The following is a 21,118-nucleotide window of genomic DNA, read 5'->3' as shown; positions in this document are numbered from 1 at the left end:
CCTGCATATGTTGTAAATAAGAGCAAATGCTAGAACAAATTACAGCAATTCTCTAGCATAATTGGTAAATTTTCTTGTCAACTTTCTGATTTTTTATCCAATTGATCGTATTCCTGCAAAGTTTGCTGCCATTGTTTGATCTTGACCTGCTTTCGTATTGCTTCAAGGCTTTCAAATACCACCGATTCCACCAGCTGTTCCAGATATTGGTTGTCAATGTTCAGTGCACTGACCTTTTCTGCGATAAGTTGATAGTTTTCATTGGGGCGATGCAGGGAACCTGCTGTAAATGGCTCAATTAAACCCGCACTGATATTCTCACCCAGACGTTGTCCAATACTCTGAATCTGCTGTTCAATCCGCCCCCCGACAATTGGAATCAAACGCAGCAGTTGTGTCAGCTCAGGTGTATCCTCAATCGCCTGATTAACGATGATACCCACTTTCTGAGTAATCACAGGCTGTTGCTGCTGTAATGCCTTGGCTAGCGATTCCTGTAGCATGGAGGAAAGCGTAATTGTAAACAATTCACGATGATGATCAACCAGGTCGTGGATAATCTTTTTGTGCGTGGAGCTGGTTTCAAGTTCGTGTCTTATACCATCAATCACGGTGATCACCACACGGTCAGACAGTTCTTCCATGATGACACGGTAATAAAACATCGCCTTAATGCGGATATTGTCTGGAATGACCTTGTAGCCAAGTTCATATAAACGGTAGGCGATGATACCTGCACGAAATAAGCGCAAAAAACGCAGGTGTGGAATAATGGCTAGGATTTCATACCAGTGGATAAAGGGAAAGAACCACCAGCGTGCATGATGTTTTTGCACAATTGAGAGTAGCCAGCGTACCGCCAGCTCAGTGATTAAAAAAATAATAAACCATGCTTCAGTGGTAATCACCCAGGGATGTAAATATGTACGATAGAACTCAAGGACACTGGGAAGATGGATAGTGTTTAAAAACCATTCCCCAATGTTGCTCATGAGGAAAAAGTTCATGCCCAGACAGAATAGATTGAAAACAATAATAAAGACCATGAAAATATCATAGGCGAGGAATAGTTTAAAAAACTTACTATTCGGATTCACATTATTATATTTAGAGTTTTGTCCTGAGTCCTGCTGGGTCATTTCTTGTTTAATCCCTAAAAAAATTATGGCTTATATTTGGATTTCATTGCAGTAATGAGTTGATCTTTTTCAGTCCAGATCTGATCCACCCATCTTTGGAAACGTTCCCGATAAACAGGATCATCTTCATAATTACCGCCAACCACCCAATTAGGAATGTCAATTTGACGCAAATCCACTGCAATGCGTGGAACATCGCCAAGCCAGAAATCTCCATAGTCTGGTACGCCGTCTGGATAGACAATAGTCATGTCAACCAGGGCATCAATCTTATCTCCCAGAATATTCAAGGCCAATGCCAGACCGCCTGCTTTAGGCTTGAGCAGGTTTTTATATGGGGATTGCTGCTGTGCATGCTTTTCTGGAGTGAAACGTGTACCTTCCAGATAGTTTAAAAGGGTAAACGGCTGGCTCAATAACTGTTCGCAGGCTTTGCGCGCCTCATACATATCGCGTGACTTCAGTTCAGGATTTTTTGCAATCTGTTCCTTGGTGTGGCGTTTCATCATCGGGAAACCCAGGATTTTAAATGCCTGACCCACAAACGGAATGAAAATAAGTTCCCATTTGGTAAAGAAACGGGTAAGGGGCATACGGCTTAAACCAAAATACTGGTTCACTGTGGTATCCACCCAGCTTTGATGGTTACAAATCATCATATAGCGGCCCTGTAGATTCAGGTCAAGCTTTTCATCAATGCTGATATCCCACTTTAGGTTTGGCAGCACCTTTTCAATCAGGTGGTTGTTTACACCAATCCAGCTATTGGCCAATTGAATATTGGTTTCGTCTATTTTTTTTGATTTTTTAAACAGCTTGGTAAAACCGAGTGCCAAAACAGGGGGACCATGTAAAAACGTGCTTCCTGTAATGACTGAACCAACTGTGAGTCCTTTACTGACTTTTTGCAATAAGGATGCTTTTTTATGGGCAGTAGACATAAATCTAACCTTGAGTGCAGAGATTTAAAAAGATGTTCCAACTATAAACAACGGAAATTGAAATACAATTGTATATTTGAAGATGTTGACATTTTTTATGGACTTACCTATTTTCTGCAATTTTAATCCACTTTATCATATGTGAAGCACCGAGCATTTATAAAGTTCTTAAAAAACTTTTATTGAAACATATATCTCATATTTTTAGAAATCCGATAAATTGAAAACAATGGAGAGAATATGAGGATTTTATGAAGTAAAATGCATCAAAATATTACAAAAAGATAAATAAATTGTTTATTATTAACAAAATATCAATGGTCTAGCTGAATTTTCTCATTCATTATTTGATCAGACAAAAATACATAGACAGGAGCTACGCAATGCGTGCATTAGTAATTTCAACACTGGTTGGGGCTGGATTGGTACTTTCTGGTTGCCAAACTACAGGTAATAACATGGGTGGCGTAGAATATGATAAAGCTGCCCTAGGTACAATAATTGGTGCTGCGGCAGGTTATGGCATATCTAAAGGTAATGCAAACAAGGCTTCACAAAACAACCGTGCGGCGGCGATTGGTGCGGTGCTTGGTGGCGCTGGTGGTTTGTATCTTGACAATAAAGAGAAAAAACTGCGTCAACAAATGCAGGGTACTGGCGTAGAAGTGGGCCGTAATGCAGATGGTTCAGTTCAATTGATTATGCCTGGTAGCATTACATTTGACACCAACAAGTCAAACATTAAGCCAAACTTCTATGGTACCTTGAACAAAGTGGCGCAAACTTTGGCTGAAGATAACCAGAGTGCGATTCTTGTAACTGGTTATACAGACAATACAGGCAATGACTCAATCAACATTCCATTGTCTCAAGCGCGTGCTCAGTCAGTAAAAAGCTATTTGGTAAGTCAGGGTGTATCAGCGAGCCGTATCGATGCGCAAGGTTATGGTTCATCAAACCCAATTGCGGACAACAGCACTGCTGCTGGCCGTGAACAAAACCGTCGTGTTGAAATCAGCATTTATGCAAAACAGTAATCTTCTTTACTGATTTGTGGGAAACCAGCTTCGGCTGGTTTTTTATTGCCTAAAATTAGGGTGTTGGAACTTTTAATATAATTAGTGCGACGAGTGGCGACGTATGAGTTGAGCGAGGCATCATAATTTATACATATCCTGAGATTTAGGATTAGGATTCTAAAACGGAGATGTCTATACTTAGTCTCGCAAAATCGGGCTCAAAAATGAGGGGTATGTAAAGATGTCGACTGGTAGTCAACTCAATGACAAGCAATATGAAGCCATGAAATATGTTCAAGGGCCTTTGTTGGTGCTTGCAGGAGCAGGTTCTGGTAAAACATCTGTGATTACCCAAAAAATTGCCTATTTGGTGAAGCAATGTGGGATACCTGCCTACCGTATTACCGCGATGACCTTTACCAATAAGGCCGCACGTGAGATGAAAGAGCGTGTGGGGAAACTACTTTCCCGTGAAGAGGCCAAAGGGCTTTCTGTTTCAACGTTTCATACCTTTGGTTTGAATTTATTACGTTTGGAACTTAAACATTTACCGCTTAAAAATAATTTTTCCATTTTAGATGCTGATGACTGCAAACGTATCCTGATGGACTTGATGCAGCGTGACAACCTCTCTGGTGCGGAGAGTAAGGAACTCATTGCCAAGGCAATGAAGAAGATTTCAGACTGGAAGAATGATCTCATCATCCCTGAACAGGCACATTCGGTGTGTGAAACGGTTGAGGATGTTCAGCTTGCCCATTTGTATCAACTCTATGAACGTAACCTACGTGCCTATAATGCGGTTGATTTCGATGACTTGATTGTGCTGCCAACCCGCTTGCTTCAGGAAAATGCTGAGGTGCGAGAAAAATGGCAAAACCGTGTCCGTTATTTATTGGTCGATGAATATCAGGATACCAACACCGCCCAATATACCCTGGTCAAGCTTCTGGTTGGAGTGATGGGGCAGTTCACCGCCGTTGGCGATGATGACCAGTCCATTTACGCATGGCGCGGTGCCAAGCCTGAAAATATGGCGTTGCTGAAAGAAGATTTTCATAACTTAAACGTGATCAAGCTGGAGCAAAACTATCGCTCCACCAGCCGTATCCTCAAAGCAGCCAATGCCGTGATTGGCAATAATCCCCATATCTTTGACAAGAAATTGTGGAGTGACAAGGGACATGGTGAAACCATTCGGATTATCACCTGTTTAAATGACGATGATGAAGCTGAACGGGTGGTGAAAGACCTGATTACGCATAAACTAATGAATGGCAAAAGCTGGAAAGACTACGCAATTTTATATCGTGGCAACTTTCAGGCACGGGTTCTGGAAACGCAACTGCGCCAAATGCAGATTCCTTATAAACTATCAGGTGGTCAATCATTCTTTGCCCGTGCTGAAATTAAGGATGTGATGAGCTATTTACGCTTAATTATCAATCCAGAAGATGACAGTGCATTCTTGCGTATTATTAATACGCCGAAACGAGCCATTGGTCCTGTGACATTGGAAAAACTTGGCTTGTTTGCGCAGGAAAATACCTTGTCATTGCTTACTGCTTCATCAGACCAGCGTTTAGCTATGGTATTGCCAAAAAAAGCAGCCACACAATTACATGAGTTTGCCGAATTTATTGCCACTTTTACCCGTGAATTACTGGATGATGATGCGCCTGTGCCTAAGGTTCGTCAGATGATTATGGAAGCGGGTTATATCGACTATGTCCGTGAACAGGCTGCGACTCCTGCACAGGAAAAAACTAAACTCGACAATATAGAAAGTCTATATACCAGTATTCAAAATCTAATTAATCGCACTGATGATGTTGATGAGAAAAATATTGAAAGCGTGATTCGCAAGCTGGTGCTGCTGGATATGTTGGAGCAGCAACAGGAAGAAGAAGACACGGATAAGGTGAATTTGTTGACATTACATGCAGCGAAAGGGCTGGAATTTCCGTATGTGTACATGATTGGCCTAGAAGAAGAACTATTACCACATAAAAACTCGATTGCGGCTGAAACGATTGAGGAAGAACGCCGTTTAATGTATGTAGGAATTACCCGTGCGCGTCAGGGTCTAACCCTGACTTTGGCTGAGCAACGCAAGAATGGTGGGCAGATGCGCCAGATGACCCCAAGCCGTTTTCTGGATGAATTGCCACAGGATGAACTGGAGTGGCATGGTCGTAAAAAGAAACTTGCCCCGAATGTTGATCCGAAAGAACAGGCTCAACAGCATCTCGCCAATTTAAGAGCTTTATTGAAACGTTAATAAATCATCAGTAGGAATTTGTCATGAAAGTTCAGGTTAAAGTATTAGATGCCCGTTTAGGTCAGGAGTGGGCAATGCCTGCCTATGCAACTACAGGTTCAGCAGGTCTGGATTTACGTGCCTGTTTAGATGAAGCGATTGAGATTGCAGCGGGTGAAACCGTCCTGGTCAAAACTGGTCTGGCCATTTATATTGAAGATCCAAACTTTGCGGGCTTGATCTTACCACGTTCGGGTTTGGGACATAAGCATGGCATCGTATTGGGTAATTTAGTGGGTTTAATTGACTCGGATTATCAAGGTGAGTTGATGGTTTCTGTGTGGAACCGTGGACAAAACACTTTCCGTCTGGAACCAGGTGAACGTTTGGCACAATATGTTTTAGTGCCTGTGGTACAGGCAGAGTTTGAACAAGTGGAAGAATTTGTTGCAACTGGGCGTGGTGCAGGTGGTTTTGGACATACTGGGAAACAGTAAGTTTTTCGTTAATTATCACTTTAAATGCAATGTTTTGCTTAAAAACGTTGCATTTTTCATATTGCTTGTTCCTTAAAATTAGATTAAAAAGCAGCTGATTCATTATTTTAATTTTTCTGAATAAGGACTACTCATTTACTTAATAGTCTATATTTTTTAATTATTCTTAAATGTTGAGAATAGAGGGCTTGCTGTGAATATACAACAAACGTTTCCTCTGAATATTTTTCGTGCTTATGATATTCGCGGAAAACTTTCAAATCTTACCCCAGATATTATATGTTCCATTGCATATGCTTTAGCCCAACAATATAAATATGCTGAGCAGACTCAAATTGTGATTGGCTATGACGCACGTTTAACCAGTCCAAGCTATGCCAACATCATTCAAAAAGTATTGGAACAACAAGGCTTGAACGTGACTAATATCGGTTGCTGTTCATCGCCAATGATGTACTACATTGCCCGTGATTTTGGTGGGAATGGGATTATGGTGACTGCCAGCCATAATCCCAAATCGGATAATGGCATCAAGTGGATTCTAAAGGGTGAACCACCAAGTCCAGAAACCATTCAACAGGTGGGGCATTTGGCCCAAGTCTCTTTATCCACGAATGGTGATCTTCATGTAGAGACTGTTTTTCACCAGTTTAATCCGCAACATTGTATGCAATATCAGCAATCACTACTGAATGATATTCAGTTGCTGCGCCCCTTAAAAATTGTTCTGGATGGCTTACATGGTTCAGCAGGACACTGTGCCAAACAGGTCTTGCAGAATTTGGGCTGTGAAGTCATTGCATTGCGTTGTGAGGCGAATGGCCATTTCCCAGACCATGCACCCGATCCATCCCATGCTGCCCATTTGCAGCAATTGCAGGCCACGATTATTGCTGAAAAAGCGGATTTGGGTATTGCCCTTGATGGGGATGGTGATCGGGTCGTATTGCTGGATGAACAGGCACATATTATTAGTCCTGACCGCCTCATCTCTTTATTTGCGCAAATATGCTTACAACAACATCCGCATAAAGAAATCGTATTTGATGTGAAATGCTCTCGGATGGTTGCTGATACGGTGGGGCAACTTGATGGTCAGGCCAAAATGATCCGTACGGGCAGCAGTTTCCTGCGTGCCTATTTGTCCAAATCACAAGGTACAGCCGTATTTGGTGGTGAATATGCAGGCCACTATGTATTTAATGATGGACGTGGCTTTGGCTACGATGATGGCTTGTATGCCGCATTACGAGTGATGGAATACCTCACTCAGTCCAATGCTCAAAGTCTGTCTGAATTGCTTAGTATTTATCCTGAACGATATTGTACCGAAGATACCTATATCAGTACGCATGAGGTCAATCCTAAACAGGTTTTGGATGAGATTGAGCTTCTCAGCCATCATTTAGGCGCTCGTTTAAGTAAAATTGATGGGGTAAGGCTTGATTTTGACGATGGTTTTGGCATTATTCGAGCATCCAACACAGGTGAATATTTCACTGTCCGCTTTGATGCAGATCATCCAGATCGGTTAACTGAGATTCGCCAAAAATTTGTTTCTATGCTGCAACATCAATATCCACAAATTGCACAAGAACTCGCACAGGCTTAATAAGGAGAGGGCGCATGCCACACGAGCATATCGGCATTGATAAAGCAAAAATTTTGATTGAAGCTTTGCCGTATATTCAGCGTTTTGCAGGAAAAACGCTGGTGGTCAAATATGGTGGCAATGCCATGACTGATCCAGAGCTGGAAAGTTCGTTTGCTCGTGACATCGTGTTGTTGAAAACAGTGGGTTTAAATCCAATAGTGGTCCATGGTGGCGGTCCACAGGTCGATTCATTGTTGAAGCGTCTTGGACAGGAATCTGACCGTATTGATGGGATGCGTGTGACTGATGCCGCCACCATGGAAGTGGTTGAAATGGTGCTGGGTGGTAGCGTCAATAAGTCCATTGTCAACCTGATCAACCAGCATGGTGGCCGTGCCATTGGTTTAACAGGTAAAGATGGTAACTTGCTGCGTGCCCGTAAATTACTGATGGAAAAACAGGAAGCCGACGGTTCAGTCACTCAAATTGATTTGGGGATGGTGGGTGAAGTCACAGGTGTTAAAACAGATGTACTGGAAATGTTTACCCAAGGTGACTTTATTCCAGTGATTGCGCCTTTGGGTGTGGATGAAGAGGGCAATACCTATAACATCAATGCAGACTTGGTGGCAGGCAAGGTTGCGGAAGCCCTAGGTGCTGAAAAATTGATTTTATTGACCAATATCACAGGGGTATTGGATGAGAATAAAAACCTGTTGACTGGACTGAGCACGCAGGAAGTTGATCGCCTGATTGAGACTGGTGTGATCTATGGTGGTATGATTCCTAAAGTGGGTTGTGCACTGGATGCGGTGAAAGGTGGTGTAGTCAGCGCACACATCGTTGATGGTCGTGTACCACATGCCACCTTATTGGAAATCTTTACCGATCATGGGGTTGGAACATTGATTACCAATCGAGCAAAACACTAGGATTTTGCAAATAAAAAGAGACCTCATACAGGTCTCTTTTTTCGTCATCATCTGTTCATGTTTTATTCATTGAAGTGTCATTGAAGCGATTTAAGGTAACTCTAGTCATAAGGAGCTTTCATTATGCTAGAAAAATTAAATCAGTATCGTCATACACTGACTTCACCTTTACGCCAGAAACCATCACAAAACCAGTTTCGTTTTGAGTGGGTGGATAATCTAAAAGAATTACAACAAGTACAACGCTTTAGGGCAGCACAGTTTAGCCACCAGTTTGGACTGTCCTTTGAGGATGGCCTGGATCAGGACCTTTATGATTTTGGCTGTGAACATGCGGTATTACGTGAAAAATGGACAGGTGAAATTGTTGCCTATACTCGCCTCAAGTTGTTTCAGGGGCATGAAATTGGGCAGAGCTACAGCGCTCAGGAATTTGAAATCATCCCTCATTTGTCCCATTTACCAAACGTTTTGGAAATTGGACGTACCTGTGTACATCCACAGTTTCGATCTGGCAAGGCATTATCCATGTTGTGGCTGAATCTTGCGCCTAAAGTGCTTTGGTCGATGCGTGCCAAATATCTCATGGGTTGTGTCAGTATTCATCTGGAGGATAATCTGGCGCGTGCCTATTATACCCATCGCCAGCTTCAGCAGTTGGCAGATCATCAAAGCATTGACATTCGTTCCAAGCGTGCCTTTGAACCAGAACGTCCTGACTACAGCTTTCCGCAGGATGAAAAGATGCCTAAGCTATTTCAAACCTATTTGGGCATGCAGTCCAGACTCTCCAAACAAGCCTTTTATGATGAGGATTTTAAATGTCTGGATTATTTTGTATTTCTGGAAGTGAACAAGATCGCCACCTCATTTGTGATGAATAAAATGGCGCAACGGTAGGAATTATCACACTTCATCCAATAGTGCGCACATATTCAGATTTACAAGGCATCTGAACCTCATGCACAATAGGCATAGATGTTAGCAAGTTAGAAGATATGTGCCAGCTATTAGGAATGAATTGCGCCACCCCTACAGACATTACCTTTTCTTTTCGTGGTTTTTCCCAACGAGCTGGTGTCACGTCTGATCACTGTGATGGTTTTGGTATTGCTTTTTTTGAAGATAAGGCCTGTCGTCTATTTGTCGATAATCAGTCTGCGGTTGAATCGCCAATTGCCGATTTAATTCGCAATTATCCGATTAAGTCCCGTAATGTGATTGCACATATCCGAAAAGCAACACAAGGCAAAATTACGCTAGAAAATTCCCATCCATTTTTACGTGAGTTATGGGGGCGGCATTGGATTTTTGCACATAATGGCGATTTACATGATTTTAATCCCCAACTCAGTGGTCGTTTTGAACCTGTGGGCAATACCGATAGTGAACGTGCATTCTGTTACTTGCTGGATCAAATGGTTCAAACATTTGGCTATACCGAGCCTTGTATCGAAAAAGTCTTTTCCCTGTTAGAGCGTATTGCGCCACAGATTGCTGAATTCGGCACGTTCAATTTCTGCCTGTCCAATGGCAAGGCACTGTTTAGCTATGCAACCACCAAGCTGCACTGGCTGGTACGTGAATACCCATTTCAGCATGCCCACCTGATTGATCTGGATGTCGAGGTTGACTTTAGTGAGGTGACCACCCCAGAAGATCGTGTGGCTGTGATTACCACTGAACCTTTAACGCATAATGAAGCGTGGAAAGCGTATCAGCCTGGAGAAATGATCTTGTTTGAACATGGTCAACCGACTAAACATGCTTTAACGCGGGTCGAGCGTCTTATGCGGGAAGCTGAAAATCCAGCATTAAAGCGCATAACCAGGGCAGACCAATATTAGAGAAGAGAACAACAGAGTGGCTATTATCTCATTCAGATATTGTAGAGGCTATTCATTTTATAGATTTAAAAACACTTGCTGGTTTTAAAGCAGGTTATGGGTGTGAAACATATATTCCTGATTTAAAGTGATAGAGCCTTATCTTTAAAATCTGAATAATAGGTTTTAATACCAAAGTATAATTTAAAATAATAAAAATTATTTTATTTCAATAAAATAATGCGGTTAATTTTATCATTGGTTAAAAAATACTTGAGTGTTTTGATCGGTCATAATATTAAATTAAATAGAAAACAATAGGTTAGTTGTTTTTAAGTGAAAATTTTTAAAATCTGACAAAAACGCTGTGTTTTTATTTAAAAAATTTGTCGATATGATGCTTTTATTCACTAAATAACATTGGTTTTAAGGTGGTGTGTCGGGATGAAGTGGTCTGTCGAATATAATACAGGAATAGACGTCATTGATGATCAGCATCGTCGTATTCTGGATTATATTAATGAAATTGCTGATTTAAAATATGCCAGTGATCGGGTAAAGATGAAAGGGATTCTGGATAATATTATTGATTATACCCAGTCACATTTTATCTTCGAGGAAAGCTTGCAGGAAGAGGCAAACTATAAATACCGTATACCACACAAGCGCGTACATGACTTATTTATCAAGAAAATAGAGTCCTATCGAGAGCGTTTTGAGTGGGGGCATGATAAATAAGGGATCGAACGAGTAAAATAATAAATGATGCGCGGCAAATCATCTGAATGGGTGATTTGCTTTTTTCTTTCGGCATCTTTTGTTTTGATTTTCAAGCTTGAGAAAGGCAAAATAGATTGAATATTTCATTGTAAGCTCCATAAAGAAGTGCAATGAGTTCAAGAATTTTTTCAAGGAATGCATTATGCAGGACACCGCTCTGTCACGCTGGCTGGCTCCAGTGATGGCATTTTGCTTATCTTTTGTCATGATCACAACATTGGCCCCTACCGTTGGTATCCAGATTGATCGTCAATTTGACTTCTGGCTGTTGTGGTTGGGTACTATGTTTGTGTTGGCATTACCCATTGGCTATCTTGAAATTGCTTTAGCAAAGCGTTCACAGACCACAGCATTACAGGCACTTTCCAGCTTAACACGTGATGCGGATGCCTCACCTAGATGGCGTCTGGTTGGCTGGTTAGCTGTGATTTTTGTTGCCTTTTTTACAGGGAGTGTTTTAACCACAGCAACGCATGTGGTCGCTCTGCAACTTGCAGCAGATATGTCTAGCCAAATTATTTTGGCGGTTTTGGCAATCATCGCTGTTGGCCTGTCCTTTATTCCACGTTTATTTTTAATTGCACTGACAGCAATTGGTGTGATTAGCGCATTTATCCTTGCCAATGTAATGGGAACCCAGCTACAGGCATGGCACTGGACAGGAGTGGAGTTTAGGGAATGGGGCAATGCCACCGTTTTGGCTCTGGTGGCCAGTGGTTTAGGCTTGGGTCTATATTGGCAGAGCAGCTTGTCTACAATTAAAAAGCAGGAAAATGCAACTTCAGCCACATTACCGATCTGGATAGCCCAGTTATTTGCCGTGATTGCTTTTGGATTCTTTTCAATTCAGGCCCAGCTTCCAGCTCTAGCCTGGGTGTTTGCTGCAATCATGTCAGCCGCGTTATTGATTCAATTGGCGAAAGAACAGTTGGCACAACGTCAACTTGCAGTCATTGTGCAGTGGGTGATTATTGTTGCTGCCATTGCAGTTTGGATCATACCTCAGGTTGAGCAAATCTTTAATGTTTTACTGATGTTATGGGGACTGGTAATTTGCCTGATCTATGCCATTTTTGCAGGCTGGATCATGAAGATTAGCCATCTGCGTAAAGCCATGAATTTTAGCAATGAACTGTTTTATAACCTGTGGCGTATTGCCGTGCGTCTGGTGTTGCCACTTTCCATTATTGTTGCGATGGTGGCCGTTATTGGACAAAGTCTATAATGGAACAGGGCAAACAAGTCTGGGTTGCCTTTGCCAGCCCTGAGCATCAATTTCATATCGCCGTTGCCTTTATTGAGGGCATGACTGCATTGCAGGCAATCCAGAACAGTGGCTTGGCTGATCAGGTCAGTTTACCTGAACCTTTGCAGTTGGGCGTTTTTGGTTCAAGAATTGAGGCTGAAACAATATTGCAGGCTGGGGACCGTGTTGAGGTCTATCGCGCTTTAACCATTAATCCCAAAGATATTCGACGTAAGCGAGCTGCAAAGAATCCAGTTGGTCGATTTGTAAAGGGTAATCGCTTTAGGCCATCACAATAAGAGGGGCTGCTGATATTTCAGCCATGCCTTGCGTTATAGGCTAAAACCATACAAACAAGGCATGAAACGCAGGCAATGGCGATACCCTTGTCAAGTTTCATAACGAAGTTTGGGGCAGTTTTAGCCATAACCCTGCGGGACAGGGACATTTTTTGCCGCTACTGCGTTATGCCTTATTCATTTAGAATAGCTAAATCTCATAAGTCATGCCTTGTATCGTCTAAAAAATGTCCTCTGTCGCAAGCATCTGTGAAATATTAGCAGCCCCTCAGAATAAAACCCCTCACGAATGCTTCGATGAGGGGCTTTATTTATGGGAAAGTGGTTATAGTGGGGGCGCAGTCAAGATGGCTTCTTTTGATGCTGGTAAACCAGGCTGTGATTCAGGGATGGTATCCAGGCCCTCAATACGTTGTACATTACCATTTTCGTCAAAGTAAACTTTTAAATGTTGGCCATGGGCTGCTGGTATTTTTGCTTTTTTTGCATAGGTGCCTGGTATATAGTTGTAGATGTAGTCCCAGCGCTGTGGATTTAAAGGATCTGTCACAGTTGGACTACCCAGCAAGAAACGGACTTGCTGAAAGCTCATGCCGACCTGTACTTGAGAGGCCTGTGCTTTGGTTAAGGGTGTTCCCTGTGGAATATCAACTTTATAAACACCAAAGACTGAACAACCGCTAAGTACTGAAGTGACGAACAACGCCAGCATGATTTTTTGCATTTTGCTACACTATCCTGATAAATGATGATGCATTTGATTCAAGGATAGATCATACTGCATTTAAATACTAGGGTCTGCTGCCATTTCAGCCATGCCTTGCGTTATCGGTTAGAACGACATAAACGAGGCATGAAACGCAGGCAATGGCGACTCCCTTGTCAAGTTTCATAACGAAGTTTGGGGAAGTTTTAACCATAACCCTGTGGGACAGGGGCATTTTTTGCCGCTACTGCGTTATATCTTACTTATTTAGAATTGCTAAATTTCGTAAGTTATGCCTTGTATCGTCTAAAAAATGCCCTCTGTCGCAATGAGAGCTGAAAGCTCGCAAGGTGAAATGTCAGCAGACCCTACTTGCCTATTCCAACTTAAGATTTGTTGAGAGACCTTTTTTCATGCCTATTTCCAACCAAGACTTACGTAAAGCTGGACTTAAAGTCACCCTTCCTCGTATTAAGATTTTGGAATTATTAGAAAATTCAAAGCAACACCATTTAAGTGCGGAAGATATTTATAAAACACTGCTAGAGCAAGGTGAAGATGTTGGCTTGGCAACAGTTTACCGTGTGTTAACACAATTTGAGGCTGCTGGAATCATTCAGCGTCATCATTTTGAAAACAACCACTCTGTTTTTGAAATTATGCAGGAAGATCACCACGACCACCTCGTATGCCTGAATTGCAACAAAGTTGTTGAATTTACAAATGATGTGATTGAAAAGGAGCAACATTCAGTTGCAGATCAGCATGGTTTTGCCTTAACTGGCCATTCGCTGAATTTGTATGGTTATTGTAGTGATGCTGAATGTCAGGAAGCTTTTCGTAAGAAATAAGTATTCAAGCTCGTAAAGTTTGTTTAATTGACCAAAATTAAACCAATAAAAAAGAGAAAGTTGCTCACAACTTTCTCTTTTTTAATGGATTAAAAAAAATCGCTTATTGACCATCAAAGGTAATATTTTTGCTGGCACTGAGTAGTTGATCTGCACCTTCTTCTGAAAGTTTGATGGTGAGACGTAAATCGTTTGGCGAGTCTGCATGTTTAAGTGCATCTTTGTAGGTGATTTCACCTGCCTTATAAAGGTCAAATAAGGCTTGGTCAAAGGTCTGCATACCAAGTTCACGTGAACGCTTCATGACATCTTTAATCTCATGGATTTCACCCTTACGGATATAATCTGCCAATAATGGTGTATTGATCAAAATTTCAATGGCAGCACGGCGTGAATTACCGTCAGGGGTTGGAATCAGCTGTTGTGCGACCATTGCTCTCATATTGAGCGACAAGTCCATATAAAGTTGGCTATGGCGATCTGCTTCAAAGAAGTGAATGATACGATCCAGCGCCTGGTTGGCGTTGTTGGCATGTAGGGTGGCTAATACCAAGTGGCCTGTTTCCGCAAAGGCAATGGCATAGTCCATGGTTTCACGGGAACGGATCTCACCAATCAGGATCACATCAGGTGCCTGACGTAAGGTATTCTTCAATGCAATCTCAAATGAGTCAGTATCAATACCCACTTCACGTTGAGTGACAATACAACCCGCATGTTGATGTACAAATTCAATTGGGTCCTCAATGGTAATAATATGACCCTTTGAATTTTGGTTACGGTAACCAATCATCGAAGCTAATGAGGTTGATTTACCTGTACCTGTTGCGCCTACAAAGATAATAATACCACGTTTGGTCATGGCGAGTTCTTTCAGCACACTAGGGAGCTTGAGTTCATCCATGGTTGGAATAACAGTTTCAATACGACGTAAAACCATTCCAGGCATATCACGCTGTTGAAAGGCGCTTACACGGAAACGAGCTGTTTTCTCACGATTGACGATTGCAAAATTACACTCTCTTGTTTCAGCGAATTCTTTACGCTGCTTATCTGACATAATTGAATGAAGTAACTGACCAACGACTTCACCTGAGAGTTTAGATTTTGAAACAGGCACAATTTGACCGTTGATCTTCATTGAAGGTTCAACATCTGCAGTGACAAATAAATCAGATGCACTTTGTTGAATCATCAGATTAAGTAAATCATTAAAATCCATATTATTTCTCTAATTCATTTATTTTTATAGGAATGATTCTGGCTGTTTGGCTGCGCTACGAGCAGTTTGAGTATTGATGATTCCCTTGGATACAAGTGTTTTCAGACTCTGATCCAGTGTGGTCATACCGTAGTTTGCACCTGTTTGAATCGCAGAGTACATTTGGGCAACCTTGTTCTCACGGACAAGGTTACGAATTGCTGGAATACCAATCATGATCTCGTGTGCTGCAACACGACCACCACCATTCTTTTTCAAGAGGGTTTGGGAAATCACCGCTTGCAGTGATTCTGAAAGCATGGCACGTACCATGTCTTTTTCTTCAGCAGGGAATACGTCAATCACACGGTCAATGGTTTTTGCCGCAGAGGTGGTATGTAGTGTACCAAACACCAAGTGACCCGTTTCCGCAGCAGTCAATGCCAGACGAATGGTTTCCAGGTCACGCATTTCACCAACCAGGATAATGTCAGGGTCTTCACGCAGTGCTGAACGCAGTGCTTCATTGAAGCCATGTGTATCACGGTGCACTTCACGCTGGTTGATCAGGCATTTTTTAGACTGGTGTACAAATTCGATTGGGTCTTCGACCGTTAAAATGTGGTCATAGCGGTTTTCGTTGATATAGTCGATCATCGCCGCAAGTGTGGTTGACTTACCAGAACCTGTCGGTCCTGTCACCAGTACAATCCCGCGTGGATAATCACAGATTTCCTTGAAGATTGAACCCAGCCCCAGATCTTCCATACTTAAAACCTTTGATGGAATGGTACGGAACACCGCACCCGCACCGCGGTTCTGGTTAAACGCGTTCACACGGAAACGGGCAATGTTGGGCACTTCAAATGAAAAGTCTGTTTCCAGCTTTTCTTCATAGTCACGACGTTGTTTATCGTTCATGATGTCATACACCAGACGGTGTACATCTTTATGCTCAAGTGCTGGCAAGTTGATTCGGCGAACTTCACCATCCACACGAATCATAGGAGGCATACCTGATGAAAGGTGTAAATCCGAAGCACCGTTTTTGACTGAAAAGGCGAGTAGTTCTGTAATATCCATAATTTCCCCGAAACAAACCAAAATGTCTCATTATTTTGTAGAATAATATACGGCTTTCATTCAGGCTTACCAACACCCTGAGTCCTATCAATGTAAAAAAAGATTTTACAAGTGAGAACTGTGTCAATGAATCAATCGCAACAATCCCGTCAATCCGTATTAGATCAGATTCAACTGGCGTGTGAGCGTGTTCAGCGTGATCCTGCATCCGTGCAATTGCTGGCTGTTTCAAAGACCCATCCCAGCCAAAGTCTGCGGGAAATGTATCAGGCTGGACAGTGTGGCTTTGGGGAAAACTATTTGCAGGAAGCGTTGACAAAAATTGATGAACTACAGGATTTAGAGATTGAATGGCATTTTATTGGTCATGTACAGCGCAATAAAACCAAACATTTGGCGGAAAAGTTTGATTGGGTGCATGGCGTAGATCGCCTGATTATTGCTGAGCGATTATCCAGTCAGCGTATGGACAGTCGAAAGCCTTTAAATATCTGTATTCAGGTGAATATTGATGGGCAAGACAGCAAGGATGGCTGCCAGCCTGATGAGGTTGCTGAACTCGTTAAACAGATTAGCCAACTTCCAAACATACGTTTACGTGGGCTAATGGTGATTCCAGCGCCAGAAAATAGTGTCGCATTTGCCGATGCAAAAACCTTGTTTGAGCAAGTAAAATCACTACATGCACGGCCTCAAGATTGGGATACCTTGAGTATGGGAATGTCAGGTGATCTGGACGCTGCTATTGCGGCAGGTTCAACCATGGTCAGAGTGGGGACAGCGCTGTTTGGTGCACGGGACTATCATCATTAGAGCTTGGTAATTTGGGGTTTGATTTTGATCAGTTCGGCTGTTCCAAATAAAGAGGCAAAGGGCACATCTTTAGCATCCAAACCTGTACCAACCCTTACAAACTCATCAATCGCTCCCATATTCGTTGCATCAAACAGTATCCATTGTTGACCCAGATAAACTTCAAAAATGGCATGGAAATCAGGTAGCGCCTTGTAAAAAGGCATATAGCCAAACACGATTTGACATGGTGAAATTCTAAGGTAATGAACGAATCGTAACAACTTAAGCTAAGCAAACAAAATGCCAAGTTGGGTTTGCCAGTTTTTAAATGAAGCGTTGGGTTACTGCATATTAACCCACTACTTCAATCCGACTTGAACCAGAACCCATCGGCTGCACCTGAATCTGCACAGGAATCCGTTCATGCATTTCCTGAATATGTGAAATTAAAATGACTTTACGCCCTTGGCTTTGTAATTGATCCAGCGCATTCATCACCATATGCAACGAAGATGCATCCAGCGTCCCAAAACCCTCATCAATAAATAGTGATTCGATTTTCATGGAACCTGAGGCCATATTGGCAATTGCCAGTGAAATTGCAAGGGCAGTGAGGAAAGATTCCCCACCAGAAAGAGAAGCAACTGAACGGGTTTCGCCATCCATATCATGGTCAATAATGGCAAGACTGAGTGAATTGTCCAGACGTTTGAGCGTATAACGCTGTGACAGCATCGCCAATTGCTGATTGGCATATTCCAGCAAAATATCCAGATTATATTGCTGGGCTAAATCACGGAAATCTTTGCCCTTAGAATCGCCAATCAAACTGGAAATTTTATTCCAGCGGTATTCCTGCTGTTGTATCTGTTGAATTTGATCTGCAAACTGTTTTTGCTTGGCAAGGTTTTGCTGATGCAATTCAAGCTGAACTTTATATTGATCTCGTTGTTCAAGCTGCTGTTGCAGTTTGTCCTGATTTAATTGAATCATTTCGGTCAGTTGTTCATGTTGGATCTCAGGTTGCTGTTGCTGGTGTTCATTGAATAGCTGTTGCGCGGTTTTAAGCGCATAGGCGGCTTCACTCAAGACACGATCCGCATCTTGTAGCGTTAAGCGGATTTGCTGTTCCTGCGTTGAAGAAATGACTAGCAATTGACTGAGTTGCTGCTCTTCAAAATCTCTGTGCTGCGTCAACCATGCACCGATTTCTGTTGTGCATTGCGTGAATGTTTGTTGGTTGTGCTGGTGCTGTGCTTTGAGTTGCTCTAGTTCATTTTTGTGTTGCTCAAAGCTTTGTCGTGCCTGTTCGAAATTCTGTTTTAGCTGCTGATATTGATGCTGCAGTTGCTGGCGTTGTTGATCATGTTGATGCAACCATTCATTGGCTTTGAGTTCTGTTGAACCTGCCATGGCCAGAATGAGTTGATTGGCATCCTCACTATTTTGTTGACCCTTTTTCGCAATGTCCTGCAACTGCTGATTTAGCTCAGTATGTTGCGTGCTCAAAGCATTGAGATTTGATATTAATAAATTGAGTTGTTGTGTGCTGTGCTGTTGCTGTTTACCTAGTCCGTCCGCATGATCAAGCTGTTGTAGGCGTTGCTTTAAACGCTGCACAATCTGTTTTGATTGTACTAATGGTTGTTCCAGCCAAAGTGTTTTCTCATGTGAATCCAGGCAATCCACAATATGCTGAATCTGTTGTTGTAACTGCTGTACTGTTTCCAGTTGATAGGCCGTGTTCTGGATAGACTGGTTTAAATGAAGCTGCTGTTTGCTGGCATGGCTGAGCTGTTGTAATTCCTGATCAATTTGTTGTTTCGCTTGTGTAGATTGAGCGCTTAAGTGATGTAATTCTGTCTCAAGCTCGTGTTGCGCTAAATTAAAATCGAGTTGAATATGCGTTTGAGTCAAATATTGCTGTAACTCTTGCTGTTGAGTATTTAATTTTTCCTGAGTTTGTTGCAAGGTGGTTTGGCGCTGTTTTTGCTCAGATTGAAGCTGGGTGAATTGTTGCTGTGTAGTCTGCCAAAGCTGGAAGCATTGTTGCTCTTGCCGTAATGCCTGTTGTTCCTGCTGTTGCTGTAATGCATATAAGGCTTTCGAAACAGGACTTTCATCCTCACGATAGGGGTGTTCAGTACTGCCACAGACCAGACAAGCTTCACCTTGTTTCAGTTCAGCACGTAAATGTTCAATATTCTCGGCATGGAGTAAGCGTTGCTGTTGCAAGATGTGCTGTAATTTTTCCCGCTCGGTTTTTGCTGCCTGAAATTCACTTTCTGCTTTTTGAGTATTTTGCTCGAGCTGTTGATACTGGACTTGTATGGTGTTTAATTTGTGTTGCAGCTCTGAGACTTCATTTTTTAATTGAAAATGATGTTGTAGTTTTTGTTGAATCACATCCAGTTGATTTAGCTGAATCAACACTTGCTCTTTCTGTGTCTGTTTCTGCTCAAGGGTGCGATCAATCTGCTGTGTTGTACCAAATTGCGAGATTAATTGATCAAGTTGGCTTTTATCTTGCTCAAGTTTGCTTTGGGCCTGTTGAATATTTCCCAGCGTATTTTCAACTTTTTGATAATGCTGAATAAACTGCTCTAATTGTTGCACATGGGCATGCAGGCCCTTATCCAAAGTTGAGAAGTGGGCACTTTGCTGTAATTGCTCAAGGCAGCAGGTCTGTTGTGTGCCTATATTCTGGAGGTTCTGCTCAAGCTGTTGCTGCTGTTGTAGCAAAGGTTGTTGCTGGGTTTCGATGTGCGTCAGTCTGCTTTTGGTTTTTTTATAATCTTCGGCAATATAGTCACGTTCCTGAACGTATTTACGTAGCTGACTCAACTCATCTTGATGTTGTAGCTCAAAATTTTGAAATTGTTGCAGCGCCGTTTCCGCTTGCATATAGCAGACTTTTTCCTGCTCAAATTCTGTGGTTAAACGACTAAAATGTTGCTGTTTTTGTTGAAGCTGCGGCTCAAGTTGTTGCAGTGTTTTTTGGATTTTCTGCTGTTGAAACACAACAGGGCGAATGTCAGAAAAGATGTCCAATTGTTCAAGCAACTGGCGATCTGTTGCGAGGGCAGTATGGGCATTGAGTTGCGTTTCATGCTGCCGCTGTTTGATGGTGATTTCACTTTCTAGCTTTTGTTGTTGTTCAAACCATTGCTGTTGTTGCTTGAGTTGAGTCCGCTCGGTTTCAAGCTGCTGGACCTGTTGTTGTGTCTGTTGGAATTGCACTTGTATGGCTGCAATTTCTTCCTCGGAACGGATTTCAATATGACCTAAAACATTTTCCAGTTGTTTGCGCTGGTTGGTCATTTCACGGGTTTTTTCAAACGCCAGTTGTCCAATTTTGGCAAAGATACTTGAGTTGGTCAGGTATTCCAGCAATTCGCCTCGTTCAGTATCACGCGCCTTTAAAAATGCGGTCACTTCCGATTGTGCCAGTAAAACGGCACGAGTGAATTGTTCAAAACTGAGTTGGGTAATTTGCTGGATATGGCTTTCAACGGCTTTACTTTTATCTGCAACCACCACACCATCGGTCAGACATTTGAGCGAGCGCTGTACACTTTGCAATTTACCACTGGCATTTTCACGGGCACGCTTAATTTCCCAACGCGCCTGATAATGTTTTTGGTCTTGTGCCACAAAACACAGTTCAGCAAAGCCGTGTCCTGTACCGCGACGTAAAACGGTCAGGGGAGAGTTGGTCAGCAGTTCAGAACCATCCACGTCCAGAAGCTTGCCGTCACTTTCTTTAAGGCGAGGAATTTTATTAAACAGGGCCAGACACATGGCATCTAAAATGGTGGATTTGCCTGCACCAGTTTTGCCGATAATCGCGATCAAGCCTGCATTGGCTAAAGGATCACATTCAAAATCAATAAAATGCTCACCTGCAAGAGATGCCAGATTTTTTAGTCGAATCGATAAAATTTTCATG

General features: G+C 42.3%; 18 protein-coding genes and 1 pseudogene. 12 read left to right on the top strand and 7 right to left on the bottom strand.

Features of this window, described 5'->3' with window-relative positions:
* Positions 1-77: 77 nt before the first annotated feature.
* Together F972_RS10000 and F972_RS09995 are read right to left on the bottom strand one after the other, a co-directional pair.
* Positions 78-1,139, bottom strand: a complete 1,062-nt coding sequence (locus F972_RS10000) for a hypothetical protein (RefSeq protein ID WP_004682799.1) — start codon at positions 1,137-1,139, stop codon at positions 78-80.
* A 23-nt stretch (positions 1,140-1,162) separates the two neighbouring features.
* On the bottom strand, positions 1,163-2,080 hold the full coding sequence (locus tag F972_RS09995; RefSeq protein WP_004682798.1) for an acyltransferase: 918 nt from the start codon (positions 2,078-2,080) through the stop codon (positions 1,163-1,165).
* A gap of 383 nt (positions 2,081-2,463) precedes the next feature.
* Between F972_RS09995 and F972_RS09990 the strand changes: the two genes are divergently transcribed.
* The 10 genes and pseudogenes from F972_RS09990 to F972_RS09945 all read left to right on the top strand — a co-directional run bounded on the left by F972_RS09990 (position 2,464) and on the right by F972_RS09945 (position 12,533).
* Positions 2,464-3,117, top strand: coding sequence for a YiaD family glycine zipper/OmpA-like lipoprotein (locus F972_RS09990; protein ID WP_004769658.1), 654 nt, complete (start codon positions 2,464-2,466; stop codon positions 3,115-3,117).
* Positions 3,118-3,340: 223 nt separating this feature from the next.
* Positions 3,341-5,380, top strand: coding sequence for a UvrD-helicase domain-containing protein (locus F972_RS09985; protein WP_004757385.1), 2,040 nt, complete (start codon positions 3,341-3,343; stop codon positions 5,378-5,380).
* A gap of 23 nt (positions 5,381-5,403) precedes the next feature.
* On the top strand, positions 5,404-5,856 hold the full coding sequence (dut, locus tag F972_RS09980; RefSeq protein WP_004682795.1) for a dUTP diphosphatase: 453 nt from the start codon (positions 5,404-5,406) through the stop codon (positions 5,854-5,856).
* A 193-nt stretch (positions 5,857-6,049) separates the two neighbouring features.
* The gene (locus F972_RS09975; protein ID WP_004769655.1) at positions 6,050-7,468 is read left to right on the top strand and encodes a phosphomannomutase/phosphoglucomutase; all 1,419 of its coding nucleotides are present in this window, start codon (positions 6,050-6,052) and stop codon (positions 7,466-7,468) included.
* A 14-nt stretch (positions 7,469-7,482) separates the two neighbouring features.
* On the top strand, positions 7,483-8,382 hold the full coding sequence (argB, locus tag F972_RS09970) for an acetylglutamate kinase (protein ID WP_004682793.1): 900 nt from the start codon (positions 7,483-7,485) through the stop codon (positions 8,380-8,382).
* 123 nt (positions 8,383-8,505) lie between these two features.
* On the top strand, positions 8,506-9,282 hold the full coding sequence (locus F972_RS09965; protein ID WP_004757387.1) for a GNAT family N-acetyltransferase: 777 nt from the start codon (positions 8,506-8,508) through the stop codon (positions 9,280-9,282).
* Between the two features lie 98 nt (positions 9,283-9,380).
* Positions 9,381-10,229 carry a class II glutamine amidotransferase gene (locus F972_RS09960; RefSeq protein ID WP_004682790.1) on the top strand — a complete coding sequence of 283 codons (849 nt, stop codon included), beginning with the start codon at positions 9,381-9,383 and terminating at the stop codon, positions 10,227-10,229.
* Positions 10,230-10,652: 423 nt separating this feature from the next.
* Positions 10,653-10,937, top strand: a pseudogene (locus F972_RS09955) (bacteriohemerythrin); the annotation flags it as partial.
* 193 nt (positions 10,938-11,130) lie between these two features.
* Complete coding sequence (locus F972_RS09950) at positions 11,131-12,213, top strand: SLC5/6 family protein (protein WP_004769653.1); 1,083 nt, start codon at positions 11,131-11,133, stop codon at positions 12,211-12,213.
* Entirely contained in the window at positions 12,213-12,533 is a 321-nt protein-coding gene (locus tag F972_RS09945; RefSeq protein ID WP_004682787.1) for an RnfH family protein, read from the top strand. Before F972_RS09950 ends, F972_RS09945 begins: the two co-directional genes overlap by 1 nt.
* Positions 12,534-12,858: 325 nt before the next feature.
* Here F972_RS09945 and F972_RS09940 read toward each other — a convergent pair whose 3' ends face one another.
* Positions 12,859-13,257: an outer membrane protein assembly factor BamE gene (locus F972_RS09940; protein WP_004676608.1), complete on the bottom strand. Its 399-nt coding sequence runs from the start codon at positions 13,255-13,257 to the stop codon at positions 12,859-12,861.
* A gap of 395 nt (positions 13,258-13,652) precedes the next feature.
* On the opposite strand from F972_RS09940, the gene fur reads away from it, so the two are divergent.
* A complete protein-coding gene (fur, locus tag F972_RS09935; protein WP_004682786.1) occupies positions 13,653-14,090 on the top strand; it encodes a ferric iron uptake transcriptional regulator in 438 nt (145 codons plus the stop codon).
* Positions 14,091-14,193: 103 nt separating this feature from the next.
* On the opposite strand, the gene F972_RS09930 is transcribed toward fur, so the two are convergent.
* A complete protein-coding gene (locus tag F972_RS09930; protein WP_004676610.1) occupies positions 14,194-15,312 on the bottom strand; it encodes a PilT/PilU family type 4a pilus ATPase in 1,119 nt (372 codons plus the stop codon).
* Between the two features lie 24 nt (positions 15,313-15,336).
* A complete protein-coding gene (locus F972_RS09925; protein ID WP_004682784.1) occupies positions 15,337-16,374 on the bottom strand; it encodes a type IV pilus twitching motility protein PilT in 1,038 nt (345 codons plus the stop codon).
* Between the two features lie 126 nt (positions 16,375-16,500).
* Between F972_RS09925 and F972_RS09920 the strand changes: the two genes are divergently transcribed.
* Entirely contained in the window at positions 16,501-17,187 is a 687-nt protein-coding gene (locus tag F972_RS09920) for a YggS family pyridoxal phosphate-dependent enzyme (protein WP_004769652.1), read from the top strand.
* Here F972_RS09920 and F972_RS09915 read toward each other — a convergent pair.
* Positions 17,184-17,393 carry a hypothetical protein gene (locus tag F972_RS09915; protein ID WP_004757400.1) on the bottom strand — a complete coding sequence of 70 codons (210 nt, stop codon included), beginning with the start codon at positions 17,391-17,393 and terminating at the stop codon, positions 17,184-17,186. The genes F972_RS09920 and F972_RS09915 overlap by 4 nt on opposite strands.
* A 127-nt stretch (positions 17,394-17,520) precedes the next feature.
* Positions 17,521-21,117 (bottom strand): SbcC/MukB-like Walker B domain-containing protein, encoded by a 3,597-nt coding sequence (locus tag F972_RS09910; RefSeq protein ID WP_004769651.1) that lies wholly within the window; start codon positions 21,115-21,117, stop codon positions 17,521-17,523.
* Position 21,118 lies beyond the last annotated feature (1 nt).

This window comes from Acinetobacter sp. CIP 102529, from assembly GCF_000368325.1.
In the GTDB taxonomy this organism is placed as follows: domain Bacteria; phylum Pseudomonadota; class Gammaproteobacteria; order Pseudomonadales; family Moraxellaceae; genus Acinetobacter; species Acinetobacter parvus.
The sequence above is the reverse complement of the archived record's forward strand: the minus strand, read 5'-3'. Positions and strand labels throughout refer to the sequence as shown.

Excerpts from the sequence above, each read along its gene's own strand:
- F972_RS09965 (WP_004757387.1), top strand. The coding sequence starts at position 8,506 with ATGCTAGAAAAATTAAATCAGTATCGTCATACACTGACTTCACCTTTA.
- F972_RS09985 (WP_004757385.1), top strand. The coding sequence starts at position 3,341 with ATGTCGACTGGTAGTCAACTCAATGACAAGCAATATGAAGCCATGAAA.
- fur (WP_004682786.1), top strand. The coding sequence starts at position 13,653 with ATGCCTATTTCCAACCAAGACTTACGTAAAGCTGGACTTAAAGTCACC.
- argB (WP_004682793.1), top strand. The coding sequence starts at position 7,483 with ATGCCACACGAGCATATCGGCATTGATAAAGCAAAAATTTTGATTGAA.
- F972_RS09950 (WP_004769653.1), top strand. The coding sequence starts at position 11,131 with ATGCAGGACACCGCTCTGTCACGCTGGCTGGCTCCAGTGATGGCATTT.
- F972_RS09915 (WP_004757400.1), bottom strand. The coding sequence starts at position 17,393 with ATGCCTTTTTACAAGGCGCTACCTGATTTCCATGCCATTTTTGAAGTT.
- F972_RS09990 (WP_004769658.1), top strand. The coding sequence starts at position 2,464 with ATGCGTGCATTAGTAATTTCAACACTGGTTGGGGCTGGATTGGTACTT.
- F972_RS09945 (WP_004682787.1), top strand. The coding sequence starts at position 12,213 with ATGGAACAGGGCAAACAAGTCTGGGTTGCCTTTGCCAGCCCTGAGCAT.
- F972_RS09920 (WP_004769652.1), top strand. The coding sequence starts at position 16,501 with ATGAATCAATCGCAACAATCCCGTCAATCCGTATTAGATCAGATTCAA.
- F972_RS09995 (WP_004682798.1), bottom strand. The coding sequence starts at position 2,080 with ATGTCTACTGCCCATAAAAAAGCATCCTTATTGCAAAAAGTCAGTAAA.
- dut (WP_004682795.1), top strand. The coding sequence starts at position 5,404 with ATGAAAGTTCAGGTTAAAGTATTAGATGCCCGTTTAGGTCAGGAGTGG.
- F972_RS09930 (WP_004676610.1), bottom strand. The coding sequence starts at position 15,312 with ATGGATTTTAATGATTTACTTAATCTGATGATTCAACAAAGTGCATCT.
- F972_RS09960 (WP_004682790.1), top strand. The coding sequence starts at position 9,381 with ATGTGCCAGCTATTAGGAATGAATTGCGCCACCCCTACAGACATTACC.
- F972_RS10000 (WP_004682799.1), bottom strand. The coding sequence starts at position 1,139 with ATGACCCAGCAGGACTCAGGACAAAACTCTAAATATAATAATGTGAAT.
- F972_RS09910 (WP_004769651.1), bottom strand. The coding sequence starts at position 21,117 with ATGAAAATTTTATCGATTCGACTAAAAAATCTGGCATCTCTTGCAGGT.
- F972_RS09940 (WP_004676608.1), bottom strand. The coding sequence starts at position 13,257 with ATGCAAAAAATCATGCTGGCGTTGTTCGTCACTTCAGTACTTAGCGGT.
- F972_RS09925 (WP_004682784.1), bottom strand. The coding sequence starts at position 16,374 with ATGGATATTACAGAACTACTCGCCTTTTCAGTCAAAAACGGTGCTTCG.